Source organism: Chryseobacterium sp. MIQD13 (assembly GCF_050496705.1).
Taxonomy (GTDB): domain Bacteria; phylum Bacteroidota; class Bacteroidia; order Flavobacteriales; family Weeksellaceae; genus Chryseobacterium.
In genome coordinates, this window is the sequence record NZ_JBNWAF010000001.1 from 187,887 (window position 1) to 203,008 (window position 15,122).

Annotated in this window: 9 protein-coding genes and 1 tRNA gene; 5 read left to right on the forward strand and 5 right to left on the reverse strand. The window is 36.5% G+C overall.

The window, feature by feature from the left end; all coding sequences use genetic code 11:
* Window positions 1–279: 279 nt before the first annotated feature.
* Window positions 280–3,621 carry a DEAD/DEAH box helicase gene (locus tag ACQWU4_RS00905; protein WP_429933890.1) on the reverse strand — a complete coding sequence of 1,114 codons (3,342 nt, stop codon included), beginning with the start codon at window positions 3,619–3,621 and terminating at the stop codon, window positions 280–282.
* 245 nt (window positions 3,622–3,866) lie between these two features.
* Between ACQWU4_RS00905 and ACQWU4_RS00910 the strand changes: the two genes are divergently transcribed.
* From ACQWU4_RS00910 to ACQWU4_RS00925, 4 genes are all read left to right on the forward strand, one after another.
* Complete coding sequence (locus tag ACQWU4_RS00910; RefSeq protein WP_429933891.1) at window positions 3,867–4,925, forward strand: 3-oxoacyl-ACP synthase III family protein; 1,059 nt, start codon at window positions 3,867–3,869, stop codon at window positions 4,923–4,925.
* A 185-nt stretch (window positions 4,926–5,110) separates the two neighbouring features.
* A complete protein-coding gene (locus ACQWU4_RS00915) occupies window positions 5,111–5,908 on the forward strand; it encodes an SDR family oxidoreductase (RefSeq protein ID WP_429933892.1) in 798 nt (265 codons plus the stop codon).
* Between the two features lie 79 nt (window positions 5,909–5,987).
* Window positions 5,988–6,902, forward strand: coding sequence for a helix-turn-helix domain-containing protein (locus ACQWU4_RS00920; RefSeq protein WP_429933893.1), 915 nt, complete (start codon window positions 5,988–5,990; stop codon window positions 6,900–6,902).
* A 468-nt stretch (window positions 6,903–7,370) separates the two neighbouring features.
* Window positions 7,371–8,264, forward strand: coding sequence for a hypothetical protein (locus tag ACQWU4_RS00925; RefSeq protein WP_429933894.1), 894 nt, complete (start codon window positions 7,371–7,373; stop codon window positions 8,262–8,264).
* Window positions 8,265–8,422: 158 nt separating this feature from the next.
* On the opposite strand, the gene ACQWU4_RS00930 is transcribed toward ACQWU4_RS00925, so the two are convergent.
* The 3 genes from ACQWU4_RS00930 to ACQWU4_RS00940 all read right to left on the reverse strand — a co-directional run bounded on the left by ACQWU4_RS00930 (window position 8,423) and on the right by ACQWU4_RS00940 (window position 11,230).
* A tRNA-Arg gene (locus ACQWU4_RS00930) sits at window positions 8,423–8,494 on the reverse strand.
* Between the two features lie 137 nt (window positions 8,495–8,631).
* On the reverse strand, window positions 8,632–10,071 hold the full coding sequence (locus ACQWU4_RS00935; RefSeq protein WP_429933895.1) for a S41 family peptidase: 1,440 nt from the start codon (window positions 10,069–10,071) through the stop codon (window positions 8,632–8,634).
* Window positions 10,072–10,459: 388 nt separating this feature from the next.
* Window positions 10,460–11,230, reverse strand: coding sequence for an alpha/beta hydrolase (locus tag ACQWU4_RS00940; protein WP_429933896.1), 771 nt, complete (start codon window positions 11,228–11,230; stop codon window positions 10,460–10,462).
* A gap of 290 nt (window positions 11,231–11,520) precedes the next feature.
* Between ACQWU4_RS00940 and ACQWU4_RS00945 the strand changes: the two genes are divergently transcribed.
* Entirely contained in the window at window positions 11,521–12,159 is a 639-nt protein-coding gene (locus ACQWU4_RS00945) for an NAD(P)-dependent oxidoreductase (RefSeq protein ID WP_429933897.1), read from the forward strand.
* Window positions 12,160–12,212: 53 nt separating this feature from the next.
* On the opposite strand, the gene uvrA is transcribed toward ACQWU4_RS00945, so the two are convergent.
* Window positions 12,213–15,005, reverse strand: coding sequence for an excinuclease ABC subunit UvrA (gene uvrA, locus ACQWU4_RS00950; protein ID WP_429933898.1), 2,793 nt, complete (start codon window positions 15,003–15,005; stop codon window positions 12,213–12,215).
* Window positions 15,006–15,122 lie beyond the last annotated feature (117 nt).

Below are 15,122 nucleotides of genomic sequence, written 5' to 3' on the forward strand. Positions count from 1 at the left end.
TTATCTAATCATATCCATATCAATTTTTGTTTTTTAAGCCGGCAGATTTCTATCTGTCGGTTTTCTTTTAAGATCAATAAAAGAAACCATATAAGAATAACAGCTTAAAAACAGAAAGATACACCAGTCGCTTAATCAAATCAATCGCAGATTGATTCCTTCTTTGCATCCTTCAATCCACATAATCAAAATTAAACTTTGCGTTAAAATAGCTTTATAACAAAGTTTTGCAAAGAAGATTGTTCCAACGACGCTTAATATTGTCTTTACTGAAAATCTTTAAGGTTTTGAGTCCAGTATTTCCAGTAAATCATGTTTTGACAACTTCTGGATTCCATTTCCATCAGTCTGAAGCAGATTCTGAGCCAGTTCATTTTTCCTTTTCTGAAGACTTAAAATTTTCTCCTCCACAGTATTTGAACATATCAGACGGACAGCAATTACATTTTTAGTCTGCCCAATCCGGTAACTCCTGTCGATAGCCTGATTTTCTGCTGCCGGATTCCACCACGGATCTACAAGATAAATATAATCAGCCTCCGTAAGGTTAAGACCGACCCCGCCAGCCTTTAAGCTGATCAGAAATACCCGGATGTCTTCATTTTCCTGAAAATTATTAACCGCTTTACCTCTGCTTTTGGTCTGTCCGGTAAGGTATTCAAAAGGAATATCTTTGAGTTCAAGTTTAGCTTTAAGTAAATCCAGCATCTCTACAAATTGTGAGAATACTAAGATTTTATGACCTTTAGATTTACTTTGGATCTGTTCCATCAGTATTTCTATTTTTACTGCGTGATCCCCTGAATATCCTTCTTTTAAAAGAACGGGAGAATTACAGATCTGCCGGAGTCTCGTAAGCCCTGTCAGCACATGCATACTGTTTTTATTCAGATCATCGTCATCATTAGCTGCAATAAATTCACGAAGCTCTTTTTCGTAAGCATCATAAATTTTACGCTGCTCAACATCCATTTCACAGTAGATGACCATTTCTGTTTTTTCAGGAAGCTCTTTGGCGACCTGTTTTTTCGTTCTGCGGAGAATGAAAGGCCTTATTTTCTCCTGAAGTTCCTGAGCCCGTTTGCCATATTCAAATTTATCGATAGGAACAGCATAAATATCTTTAAAATACTGTTTGCTTCCCAAAAGTCCCGGACATGCAAAAGAAAGCTGGCTGTAAAGGTCAAACGTATTATTTTCGATAGGAGTTCCTGTAAGAACAAATCTGTTTCTTGAATTCAATAATCTTGCAGCTTTATATCTTTCCGAATTGGGATTTTTGATGGTCTGAGATTCGTCAAGGAAAATACAGTTGAAACGGAAATTTTTCAGAAAACGGATATCTGAAAGAAGCATTCCATAGCTGGTAAGTATCATTTCATATTCAGAAAAATGTTCTGAAGTTTTCAGTCTGTCAGGTCCGTAATGAGTCATTACTTTGATGGAAGGAGCGAACTTATTAATTTCTTCCTGCCAATTGAACAACAGGGAAGTAGGAAGCACAACGAGATTGGTAACATGCCCCCGTTTTTCCCGCTGAGAAAGGATAAATGCAATTACCTGCAGCGTTTTTCCAAGTCCCATATCATCCGCCAGACATCCTCCGAAACTGAAACTGTCCAAAAAAGTCAGCCAGTTCAGTCCATCATGCTGATAATCTCTCAAAACTGCATTTAATCCCGAAGGAATACTGATCTGAGGAATATTTTTAACTGATGAGAATTGCAGAGAGTAAGAAGAAAGCTCTTCCTGTACCTCAGTGCTTACAATATCTTTCTCGAACAATGATGATACTTCTGTAAAATTGATTTTGGGAATTTTAAGATCTTCAGCATCAATTTCACCGATCCTGAAAAATTCATTCATCCTGTTGATCCATTCTTCAGGAAGAACTCCAAGTGTACCGTCATCCAGCTGTACAAATTTGCTTCTGTTGCGGATAGCACGGTGAAGCTGTTTTAAAGCAACATCTTTCTGTCCGAAGCTTACCTTCAGTTTAGCATTGAACCAATCCAGTCCGCTGGTAATCTGGATATTAACCTTTGCTTTATGTGAGTTAAGCTTAGTATTTTTAAGTTCATTGAAACCAAGAATAACAATCCCTTCATTTCTCCATACGTCAAAAGCATGAAGAAACCAGTCCTGATCCAGAAATTTATCTTTGTGCAGATAAAAGTAATCATAACCGTCCATCTGTTCTTCAAAATCAGGATGCTGCTTCATGATAAGAGAGGTAAAGCGGGCTTCTTCCGCATCACTTCTGTCAATTTTAAATACATTTCCATTCTGGTCCGTATCAAAAAGCTGTTTTCTGGAATAGACGGCAACTTCTATCTGTCCGTACTTCATGACCGGAGTCAGGGCAACATAATTTCCCTGCTGGCGAAGATAAATGATCCGTTCATTCTTATGATCCTTCTCTTCAAGCTGTACTGCTGTTGCAGGCTGTATGTAGCTGTAGTTGATGTGAATACGTTCTTCCAGTGAGGAGAGGATATTCTGCATAAATGCTTCATATTTTGAGGCATGAACCAGCAAAATCTCGTTATTAGCTTTAAAAAACTTAATGACCCGGAGCATATCAGGATCATCTACAAAACTGAATGTATTTCTGCTGTAGACGAAATATTCATTACGGATCATTACATTTTTAAAAGGAATGGAAATATCATTAAATTCCAATTCTCCTGTCACTTCATAAAAAGGTTCCTTTTTGAATACACTAAGCTGTATTTCTGCCTGTAAAACTTCAAGCTGCACAGGAACAAGGGATTTTGATGAAACCGTTTCGGACAATTCCCGGTCATGATAATAGGTTTCCAGTCCAAGCGGATTCCGTACAATCAGTTTCAAGGCTTCCAGTTCGGCTGCATTATAATCTTCATTATAATTATTCTGAAACGCTGAAACAGCGGTATAGAATTTAATATGTTGCGGTTCTTCGGCTTTCCAGATAAGCTGCATGGCATCAACGGAGGTTACAGGATTTTTTACCTTTCCTGTCTGAGTGGTTTCCGCTTCCATCAGTGAAAAATTCAGATGGCTGTAATAACGATGCCTTCCAATAACCAGTATTTTTCTTTTTCCGGTATCCTGTAAAGCCAATTCATTAATTGTAGATGAACGTTGCGGAATAAGATACTGTTTAAAAATATCCTCATCAATAAGAAGCATCTCCTTAATTTTAGGCCGTACTTCGATTTTACCTTCAATATATTTCAGTTCGAAATAGGTATCCAGATCAGATTCATTTTCTAAACCATAGCTTTTAGCTTTGGCAATAAACAGTTTTTTGCGAAGAAAAGGATCAAAAAAAGTTCTGAAATTTTTTTCTTCCAAAATTCCGTGTATAATTTCTGTCTGATGCTCACAGAGTTTGTCTTTGGGACTGTTACAGGTACAGGTACTTACAATAGAACTTCCTATCTGGCTTACGGAAACGTCCGGAAAATCTTTTAATGGAGATCTTTTGCTGAAAACCCCATTGTTGTTTTCAATGGCAGTAGGATAGATGTCATGAAAATCTCTGATCTCCAGAAATGAGCTGCCTGAAGCATGTTTCAGAAGATCGTACACAGAAAGCGTGCTGATGCTTGTATTTTCAAGAATATAGGCTGCCATAAACACGCGAATTTACAAAAAATGTCAACAATATGATCCTGATTATTTTTTATGACGAATTTTAAAAAAAACAGTGATGAAGAGTAATTTGAGAGGAGCTGAAGCTTCATTCTATGCTTTGAATACCAATATAAATATTCAATTATATTTTATCATACGATTAATAGATATTTTATCGTTATTATTGTACAATATTTCAATTCATAAAAACAAAATGAATTTAAAAAAATTATAATTTTTTTTTAATGACAAGCAAGATTATAGGTGTCGGCAATTATATTCCGCCGGAAACAATTACAAATTTATTTTTTGACCAGCATCATTTTATTAATAAAAACGGAGAGTCATTAAAAGAAGCGAATGATATTATTGCCAGAAAGCTCAAAGAAATTACCGGCATAGAAGAAAGGAGATATGCATCTGAACATCAGGTGACTTCTGATCTGGGATTGATTGCAGCACAGAAAGCAATAGAAAATTCAAAAATAGATCCTGAAACTCTGGACTATATTATATTTGCTCATAATTTTGGAGATGTCCGCTTTGGTACTGTTCAGTCGGACAGTGTTCCAAGTCTGGCCTCAAGAGTAAAGCATCTGTTGAAAATCAAAAATAATTTCTGTGTAGCCTATGATGTACTTTTCGGATGTCCGGGCTGGATTGAAGGGGTGATACAGGCTAATGCTTTCATTAAGTCAGGAATTGCAAAACGCTGCCTTGTTATTGGTGCAGAAACACTTTCCAGAGTAGTTGATATTCATGACAGGGACAGTATGATCTATGCAGATGGTGCGGGAGCAGCTATCCTGGAAATCAGTGAAAATGATAAAGGTATACAGTCCCATTTATCTGCTTCTTATACTTTAACTGAAAAAGATTACCTTTTCTTTGGTAAGTCATACAATAATGAAAGCTGTCCGGATACGAAGTATATCAAGATGGATGGTAGAAAGATCTACGAATTTGCCCTTGTAAATGTTGCAGATGCTATGAAGAAATGTATGGATTCAAGCGGTTATTCTATAGATCAGCTCGATAAGATTATTATTCATCAGGCTAATGAAAAAATGGATGAAGCGATCGTAAAACGTTTTTACCAGCTTTATGATCTGCCAATGCCGGAAAATATTATGCCGATGGTCATTAATAAATTAGGAAACAGCAGCGTAGCTACCATTCCAAGTTTGCTTACCATGATTTTAAACGGAGAACTTCCTTCCCATGAAATAAAAGAAGGAAATGTTGTCTTATTTGCCTCCGTGGGAGCAGGGATGAATATCAACGCATTTGTCTATAAATTTTAACTAAACTTATTCAAAAGAGAAACCGTTTCACTGTATTGCCTGTTTCTCTTCTTTTAAAATAAAGCCCGGATGTCTGATCCGGGCTTTTTTATTTAATCCATTTTGGCTACACGTTAGTCCAATTTGGCAACTTCATCTCTTATTCTAATGCTGACCTTTGTCCTGTTAATTTAATACAGAACAAAATGAAAACAATTTTTATAACAGGAGCTTCAACAGGATTAGGAAAAGCGACTGCCCAATTATTTCAAAGCAGAGGATGGAACGTTATTGCTACCATGAGAAATCCTGAAGCAGCACCTGAACTTGCAGCTTTAGATAATGTAACTCTTCTTCCTTTAGATGTTACCAATCTCGAACAGATAAAGTCGACTGTGAATAAGACCCTTGAACTGGGTAGTGTAGATGTGGTGTTCAACAATGCAGGATATGGGCTTATCGGTCCTTTGGAAGCATTAAAGGATGAGCAGATCTTAAAACAGCTGGATACCAATCTTCTTGGAGTGATCCGTGTAACGCAGGCTTTTATTCCTTATTTCAGAGAGAGAAAAAGCGGAATGTTTATTTCTACCACTTCAATCGGGGGATTGATTGCATTTCCTTTAGGCTCAACCTATCATGCAACCAAATGGGCTCTGGAAGGCTGGAGCGAAAGTATGGCCTTCGAACTGAATAAATTTGGTATCGATATCAAAACAGTATCTCCGGGCGGGATTAAAACAGATTTTATCAGCCGTTCCTTAGATGCTGCAACAAGTCCTGCATATGATGAAATGACTACTTCTCTTTTCTCCAGCATGGAAGGAATGATGGAAGGGGCCTCCGAGCCGGAACAGATTGCCGAAGTAGTTTATGAAGCTGCCACAGACGGTAAGAAACAACTGAGATATGTAGCAGGAGAGGATGCAAAAGCATTATATGCACAGCGTCTTGAATTGGGAGACGAAAGTTTCAGAGAACAGCTCGGAAAGCAATTTATCTAACATCGTCTGAAATAGTAAAGCAGCATAAGTAATTCTACTTGTGCTGTCTTTCCATTTAAATATTTAATAACTTTATATCATGGAAAAGAAAGATAACACCCCTTTGAAAATTTCGTCCATATCGGAGCTTCACAATATGTTGCAGCTTCCAAAACCGCTTCATCCATTGGTAAGTCTGGTAGATAATACGAAAATGGTTGTCAATAAAGAGCTGCTGAACCGGAGCTTTCACATGAATTTTTATAAAATTTCATACAAGTTTTCTGAGCACGGAAAAATGGGTTATGGACAGGGTTATTATGATTTCAATGAGGGAGGTATGATGTTTACATCACCTGGACAGATTCTTTCCACAGAAGTGAATGAAGCATATTGCGGATATACATTGCTGATACATCCGGATTTTATAAGGACTTATCCTTTGGGAAAAAATATCAAAAAATTTGGATTTTTTTCTTACGATACCAATGAAGCCCTCCATCTGTCTGATCAGGAAAAGACAATCATAACCGGATTGCTGGACAATATCAGGAATGAATTGAATACAGCCATTGATGAAGTAAGCCAGGATGTTATTGTTTCCTACATTGAGGTTTTGCTGAATTACAGCAACCGTTTTTATAAAAGACAGTTTATCACCAGAAAAGCGGTCAATAATGATCTGTTGTCCAAAATGGAAATCATACTGGAAAACTACTTCAACAGACAGGAAACCTTGACTAAAGGACTTCCTACAGTAGAATTTCTGGCTTCGGAAATGAACCTTTCGCCACACTATTTAAGTGATATGCTCCGGAATCTTACCGGACAGAACGCTCAACAGCATATTCATGAAAAACTGATTGAAAAAGCTAAGGAATATCTTACTGCTACCAATTTTTCAGTTTCAGAGGTTGCCTATGCTTTAGGCTTTGAACATCCACAATCTTTCAATAAACTGTTTAAAAAGAAAATGGAAGTTACTCCTCTGGGATATAAACAATCCTTTAATTAAATTGATTTCATGAATAAGTTAATTGATTAAAAACTATGATCAGTAGTTTTCTGTTAAAATTCGGAATTGTGATCGGAATTTTAATCAACAGCCTTCAATGATCAGTTTATAATTGAATCTCTTTAACTCGACTGTGTATTTTGGTGAAATTGATTTTTCAATATCCGATCAATTTATACAGTCTAAAAGCATGCTTATAAATTGCCTTTAATATTAAAAAAATGAAAAGTAGTGGAATGAATGCTTTAAAAAAATGTATACTAACCTATAAATTTATAAAATGAGCGGATATTTTTACTTTCTATAGGCAATTTGTAGTATTAAAATTCCTACTTTAATACAATGAATATTAGATAAATACGGATTTTGACAGTTAATTGACAGTTATTGACAGGTATTGCTAGGTTCTGATTTTGTAAACTTTCTTGTCCCCGAATACTTTTGCATTCAAATTTAAATGCAAAGTTCATGAAAAAACAATTATTTATCTGCCTTTTGTTGCTTTCAATAGTAAACATTAAAGCTCAAGTTGGAATCAGTACTACAGATCCTCATAGTACTTTTGTAGTGGAAGGATCTTATGAAGGTGCTTATAAGAACATCACTTCAGATGTTAGTTTAACAATCCAGGATCAATACATTGCTGTAACGGGTACTTCCCCGGTTACAATTACTTTACCTGATGGTATTGGTGCAAACTCGTTTTCGGGAAGGGTTTACAGAATCAGAAATAATTCTACACAGGATGTTACGGTATCCGGTTTGGGTGGATCACAGCTGATTAGAGTTACGGCAACCAGTAATAAGCCTACTTATGTGATTCCTGCAAATAGCTATATTGAAATTGTCAAAAATGATTTATCTGATCCTTCAGGGCCGCTATGGGATCTTTCTTTTATAGGGCAATCTTTTAATACGTATATCAAAGCCTTAACTTATGTAAAAAAGACAGTTACTCCTATTGACAATAATACTCCTGCTAATTCAGCGGTAACCATTGGAACGATTAGTTTAAGATTTAATGGAACAAGTGTAAGTGCTGCCAACTTAGAATATAATCTGTCTGTTCCCAATCATGTCACTATATTATACCATAAAGCGGGAAGCGGAGGGGTAAACCTGGAGGAATGGGGCAGACAGGCATCTTTGGCCAATACCTGGTATAATTTTAATGGAGAAAATGGAAATGCAACCAGAGACATCAACCCTAATAACAGAGATATCGGGTATGCTATTATCATTCTTCACAATACTAAAGAAGTCTATAGAGTGACTGCCAATGTGAATGGTGATATAGCTGCGGTAGCAGGTGTTCCGGCAGTTAATTCTTCGGTAACATTATTTGTGGAAAAATTGGACTAGAATCAGAAATAAATATAAATACTTCAGGAAGAGAGTGTTAATCTTATGAAATTTGATTTTCAGAATATTCATATAGGCGAATTGTAAAAACAGAACTGAAGAACAGAGTATTTGGAGAAAGATATTTGGCAGGTCCTATAAGCTGAGTGAGATTAAAGTGGCTCCACCAGGAATCGAACCTGGATCTAAAGTTTAGGAAACTTCTATTCTATCCGTTGAACTATGGAGCCTCTGAAGAATAAAATTACTAATTAATTTAAAAAAATAAAAGACTTTGCAACGTCAAAGTCTTTTATTTTTATATGTAGTTCCTGGTTTATTCTCCTGTATTGTAATTTTTTAAAAGAAAAATAATCAATAAAATATTTTATTCCAGAATCCACTGTGTAGCAGCAGTTAGATCAGCATCAGAATCTGTGTTTTCTGAAACCGGTACAAGAACATCAGGCTGAATTTTTTCTTTATACTCCTTTCCTTTTCTATCCATTTCATAAGACGAAGCCAGGAGAAGACTCCTTCCGTCACTTAGTTTAAACCCCCGGTTACCGCTCGTATACCCTGCGGAAGGCTGCCCGAATGTCTTTACATTTGTTTTTCCGATGAATGAAATTGCAGTCGCCTCACCACTGCTTGCTGTTCCGGGACCTATTAATACTGCTATTTTTATTTCAGGACTTTTAACCGAATATGGATTGGAAACTGCTAAGCCATAACCGGTTGTTCCTTTTTTGTAACTCCAGGCATGTTTCCCTTTATCACTTGTAAAATATCCCAATATTCCTTCGCCGGTCAGCGGCCCTAAACCTGTGATCATCGGGTACATATTTCCGCCTGTATTTTTCCTCAGATCCACAACCCAGCCTTTAACAGTATTTTCAGTATCCAGTTTTTGAATCATACCCTGAATTTTTTCGGCAAATGATATTCCTACTTCTTTGCTTCTGGAAGAAAATGCAGGAACCATGATATATCCGATATTTTGGTCAGTCAGTTTAAATTCAGGTTCTATAGCGACAGTATTGGAAACTGCTTTTTTCTCAACATTCTCTTTGGAATCTATAAATGAGTGATTATCTCCTGATACTTTCAGGGTTCGCATAATATACTGTATAGCCGGGCCTGTATCTTCTACAGTTTCCATACCTTTTGAGATCTTTTTCAGGTCCTTTTCCAGCAGAGTCCAGTTAATCTGATTTTTAAAAATGGAGTTTTTCTTAACGATATTTTTAAATTCTTTTATATAAGCTAAAGCTTTTTCAGAAGATGGTTTTGAAGAAAAAGGAATTTCTGAAACTGTAAAATGATCAAACCATACTTTGCCATTACCTGATAAAAAACCTCCGAACAGAAAATTTTTAGCCGTGTCATCCAGTACAAATTCCAAAGAATATTCTTTCCAGTCCGAATTGGGAATTATATTATTATTTTGTGTCTTGGAATTTCCAAAATCAATGGTATTTTTTTCTTCATTTTTTACCTGTGCCCAAAGTGCAATACTTCCCGCAGTATTTTCAGAACGGATATAGCCGCTGAGACGGACCTTTCTGAGTCCGCTTCCCGGAATAGGGATTAGCTGGGAAAAAGTCTGCATTTTGCCTGATGCGTCTGCTGTACTGGTAATCTGTAATGAATTTTTCCCGGAATACTTAACGGTATTATCTGATTTTACCTCATATGCTTCCGTGGGTCTGCTTTTCCATGTAATAGGAAGATTGTTTTCAGTTTCTTCAAAATCGGGGTTTTGCATTTGAGCGTGAACAAAGACTCCTGTCGCCAGAATAACGATGCTTAATGTAATTTTTTTCATGGGTTAATTTGAAGCTAAAGTAAAAAAGCTGCAATAAATAGGAAACCTTATTATGAAACATTAACGAAAATAGGGAATTCTTAACTTCCGGCTTAAAGGTTTTAGCCTGTCTTTTTCTTGATATTAAAAGAATCCGCTCTTTAGGAGCGGATCCAGTAGATAATACATCTCATTTTTTTAATTAGACAACAATAAAAAGCACAGCCGACAATGCTGTGCTTAAATTTTTATTTCAAATTTAATTGCAATTTCAAAGCTGAAAAAAGCAAAAAAAGATTTCATTTCAGTTGTATTACATAGTAAATGTAGCACTATTTTTAATACGAAACATGAATTTAATGTTAAAATTCACAAGTTATCCACAATTTATTGTGGATAAGTGTTTAAGTTATTGATTTTCAATATATTTTAAAACAAAATTATTCAACATTGCTTTCTCATCATCACTGCCTTTATTGTCCATATGGCCATGATTGATATGAGTTGGCTGTACAGGGATATGGTACTTTTTCTGTTCTTCTGGGGATGGAAGTACGCCTTCATCAGCGGGATAATCATTGGAACGGAGAGTATATATTTTAGGCAGTGAGGTACGTGGAAGGTACATTCTCCGGTTATCCATAGTGATGACTTTATATACCAGAGAAGGATACTTATTGGCGAATAAAGCGGTCATATCTCCACCATTGGAATGGCCGATCAATACCAGATGCTTATAATCAAGATCCGGTCTGGTCTTTTTAAGTTCACTCAAAACAAATAGAATGTTATCGGCGCCTCTTTCCCAGAAAGGCATTCTTACAACCTGCAGGTCTCCTTCTACAGGAAGCAGTTCGTCGGTTGGAAGTTCATGCTGGATACTTACCGTAAAATATCCTTTGGAAGCCAGTTTTTGAGTTAAATAAGAATACACAAAATAATCACCGCCTTTATTGGCACCATATCCATGACTGAAAATAACGACCTGCTGCTGTGAGATCTTTTGATCAGTCTTTGGACTATAGAATGCAACAGGAATCTTCCGGTTTCTGCTTTTATCGAATAAGGTTAATGTATCCAGTTTTGTATCATAAATCTGGTTTGAAAATGATGCTTTTCTAGATGAGCAGCCGTATAATGAAAGTAAAATTGCAGAAAGGAACAGAAATTTGTATTTCATGGATTTTAGGTTTGCAGACGGAAAATTAATAAATATTTTAATAAATAACAGGGAGGATTTTACTTTTGGAATATAATTTATTGGATTTAAAATTAATAACTATATTTGGATCATTAATATCTCTTTATAAATATCACAATCAGGTGTTTTCTAAGCATCTGAAATCTTAAGGTTCAATCTTCTGAGCCTTTTTCTGCTATTATTTTAATATTAAAAAAGGAATCACAGTAAATGCATGAGTTATTTCTCATTCGTTATTGTGCCTCATTTTACAAACAAAAGAGATCATTATGAAAACAAATAAAATTGCCGTTATAGGCGGTACCGGAAAATCAGGAAGCTATCTTATTCAGGAACTTCTGAATAAAGAATACCCTATGAAACTGTTATTAAGGACTCCTGAAAATTTCACTTTCAAAAGCCCTTTAATTGAAGTTGTACAGGGAGATGCGAGAGATTTCGAAGCTGTGAACAAACTTATTACAGGCTGTAATACAGTAATCAGTAAAATCGGACAGCCTGTGGGGGAGGAACCTGTATTTACAGAGGTTACAAAAAACATTATACAATCAATGAATTTTCATGGAATTAAAAGATATATTGCTATAACGGGTTTAAATGTTGATACACCCTTTGATCATAAAAATGATAAGGTGAAAGCAGCTACCGGATGGATGTATCAGAATTATCCAAAGACAACAAAAGATAAACAGGCTGAATACGAAATTCTTGTTAACAGTAATCTGGACTGGACGTTAGTCAGGCTTCCCTTGATTATTCCTGATGCTGAACATTTCAAAACAGAAACTAACCTGACAGATTGTTTGGGAGAAAAGATAAGTGCAGCAGATTTATCTGAATTTTTGGTTTCCCAGATTGATGACAGAACATTTATTAGGGAGAGTCCGTTTTTGTATAATAATATTTAAAGCTGGTATTATTTGAATAAAAAACAGAGAGCCAGACGGCTCTCTGTTTATATCTAGTTTTCAAGTTTTTCCTTGATGTATTTTGCAGTATGTGATTTTTTGTTTTTTGCCAAATCTTCGGGAGTTCCTGCAAAAACTACTTCACCACCGTATTTTCCTGCTTCAGGGCCAATGTCAATAATATGATCTGCACATTTGATAATGTCCGGCTGATGCTCAATAACAATCACGGAATGACCTAGATCAATCAGTGCCTGCAGAGATTTCAATAATTTCTGGATATCATGGAAATGGAGCCCCGTAGAAGGTTCATCAAAAATAAACAGAGTTTTGTCCGTTGTAACTCCTTTTACAAGGAATGAAGCCAGTTTTACACGCTGTGCTTCGCCGCCGGAAAGAGTAGAAGAACTTTGTCCCAGCTGCAGATAGCCCAAACCAACTTCCTGTAGTGGTCTTAGTTTTGTGACAATTTTTTCTTCGTTATTGTCTTTAAAGAATTCTAAAGCTTCATCCACCGTCATATGAAGAATATCGGAAATACTTTTCTCGTCGAATTTCACTTCCAGAATCTCATTTTTGAAACGGGTTCCTTTACATACTTCACATTCCAGTTCAATATCCGCCATGAACTGCATGGAAACATTGATTACACCTTCTCCTTTACATTCATCACATCTTCCGCCGTCTACATTGAAAGAGAAATGTTTAGGCTTGTAACCCATCATTTTTGAAACTTTCTGTTTGGCAAAAAGATCCCTGATGTCATCATAAGCTTTCAGGTAGGTAACAGGGTTGGACCGTGAAGATTTTCCAATCGGGTTCTGGTCAATCAGCTCAATGTTTTTGATGAGTTTCTTTGGAAATTCCACAGAGTCATAATCTCCTTTTTTGCCACCCATTCCAAGCTGGATCTGGATATCATTGGTTAAAATTTCCTTCATCAGCGTAGATTTTCCGCTTCCGGAAACTCCCGAGATCACGGTAAGGCTTTCCAAAGGAACATCTACGTCTATATTTTTCAGATTATTCTGTCTTGCACCTTTAATATGGATCCATTCCTTAGCTTTTCTGCGTTTTTTCGGAACCTCAATCTCCATTCTTCCGGTGAGGTATTTTGAGGTAAGCGTATCTGCATTTTTAAGATCATCATAATCACCTGCAAATACCAGTTCGCCACCAAGATAACCAGCTTCCGGGCCAATATCTATAATGTAGTCTGCAGCTTTCATAACGTCCTCATCATGTTCAACTACAATCACGGTGTTTCCAAGGTCACGAAGATTTTCTAAAACCCCGATCAGGTTTTCCGTATCTCTTGAATGCAGCCCGATAGAAGGCTCATCCAATATATAAATGGATCCTACCAGGGAACTTCCCAGACTTGTGGCAAGGTTAATTCTCTGGCTTTCACCACCGGAAAGTGTATTGGAAGTTCTGTTCAATGTCAAATATCCTAGACCTACTTTCAATAAAAACTCTATACGGGTTTTGATCTCATATAACAATCTTTTGGCAACATCCTGATCATGCTCGGAAAGTTTCAGCCCGTCTATCAAAGGGTATAATTCATCCAGTGGCAACTCGATCACAGACTGGATGTTGTGTCCGTCTACTTTTACCCAGCTCGTTTCTTCACGTAATCTCAAACCTTCGCAGGTCGGGCAGAGTGTTTTGCCTCTGTAACGGGAAAGCATAACGCGATACTGAATTTTATACAGGTTTTCTTCAAGCATTTTGAAGAAATTATTGATAGAAGGGAAGCTGCTTTTACCATCTCCTTTCCATAGGAAGCTTTTCTGTTCCTTGGTCAATTGATGATAAGGTTTATGAATAGGGAAATCACCAGCTTTTTTGATGAATTCTTTTTTCCATTCACTCATTGTTTCGCCTCTCCAGGCAACTACTGCATCTTCATAAACAGATAAGGTTTTATTGGGAATAACAAGATCTTCATCTATTCCGATTACTTTTCCGTATCCTTCACATGCCGGACATGCTCCGTAAGGATTGTTGAAGCTAAAGAAATGAACATTCGGCTCGAGGAATTCCATACCGTCCAGTTCGAATTTATTGGAGAATTCTTTTATTTTTCCTGTATCTGTATTTTTCAGTGAGCAATAACCGTGACCTTCATAAAATGCCATTTGAATGGAATCTGCCAGTCTTTGAAGGAAGCTTTCATCTTCTTCATAAGAAAAACGGTCGATTACAAGATTGATAACCATCCCTTTCTCAGGAGTAAAACCGAAGCTTTCCAGATCTTCAATACCTGCTACATTACCGTTAATTTCAAGTCTCGTGAAACCTGCCAGTTTTAAAATGTTCAGGGTTTCCTTGAAATTGGCAGCATCATATTCCAAAGGAGCTGTCAGTAAAAATGAAGTCTCTTTTTTTGATGCTTTGATAAAATCTATGACATCAGAAACGGAATCTTTCTTCACTTCTTCACCTGAAACGGGAGAAAAAGTTTTTCCGATTCTTGCAAAAAGAAGTTTCATATAATCATAGATCTCCGTAGAAGTTCCGACCGTGGAACGGGGATTGGAAGAGATTACTTTCTGCTGTATGGCAATGGAAGGAGCCAGTCCTTTTATATCGTCTACTTTCGGTTTTTCCAGTTTACCCAAAAACTGACGAGCATAAGAACTTAAGCTTTCCACATATCTTCTCTGTCCTTCTGCATAGATAGTATCGAATGCCAGGGAAGACTTTCCGCTTCCGGAAACTCCTGTGATCACGATCAGTTTATTTTTGGGGATCAGTACATCTATATGTTTCAGATTGTTAAGATGTGCGTTCTTAACAAAGATCTGTTTTTTTATATCTATTTCTGTTGTTTTAGCCATGTTTTATCCTTGCAAAAAGGTTATCTGCTTCTTAAAATAAAGACCCACAAAATTACGAAATTTTAGTGAAAACAGGTGCTTAAATATTTTGAGAAACAGAACACTGATATTCAAGAA

Bases quoted from the DNA above. Each gene is read 5' to 3' on its own strand.
- ACQWU4_RS00935 (WP_429933895.1), bottom strand. From the start codon at position 10,071: ATGAAAAAAATTACATTAAGCATCGTTATTCTGGCGACAGGAGTCTTT.
- uvrA (WP_429933898.1), bottom strand. From the start codon at position 15,005: ATGGCTAAAACAACAGAAATAGATATAAAAAAACAGATCTTTGTTAAG.
- ACQWU4_RS00940 (WP_429933896.1), bottom strand. From the start codon at position 11,230: ATGAAATACAAATTTCTGTTCCTTTCTGCAATTTTACTTTCATTATAC.
- ACQWU4_RS00925 (WP_429933894.1), top strand. From the start codon at position 7,371: ATGAAAAAACAATTATTTATCTGCCTTTTGTTGCTTTCAATAGTAAAC.
- ACQWU4_RS00905 (WP_429933890.1), bottom strand. From the start codon at position 3,621: ATGGCAGCCTATATTCTTGAAAATACAAGCATCAGCACGCTTTCTGTG.
- ACQWU4_RS00945 (WP_429933897.1), top strand. From the start codon at position 11,521: ATGAAAACAAATAAAATTGCCGTTATAGGCGGTACCGGAAAATCAGGA.
- ACQWU4_RS00915 (WP_429933892.1), top strand. From the start codon at position 5,111: ATGAAAACAATTTTTATAACAGGAGCTTCAACAGGATTAGGAAAAGCG.
- ACQWU4_RS00910 (WP_429933891.1), top strand. From the start codon at position 3,867: ATGACAAGCAAGATTATAGGTGTCGGCAATTATATTCCGCCGGAAACA.
- ACQWU4_RS00920 (WP_429933893.1), top strand. From the start codon at position 5,988: ATGGAAAAGAAAGATAACACCCCTTTGAAAATTTCGTCCATATCGGAG.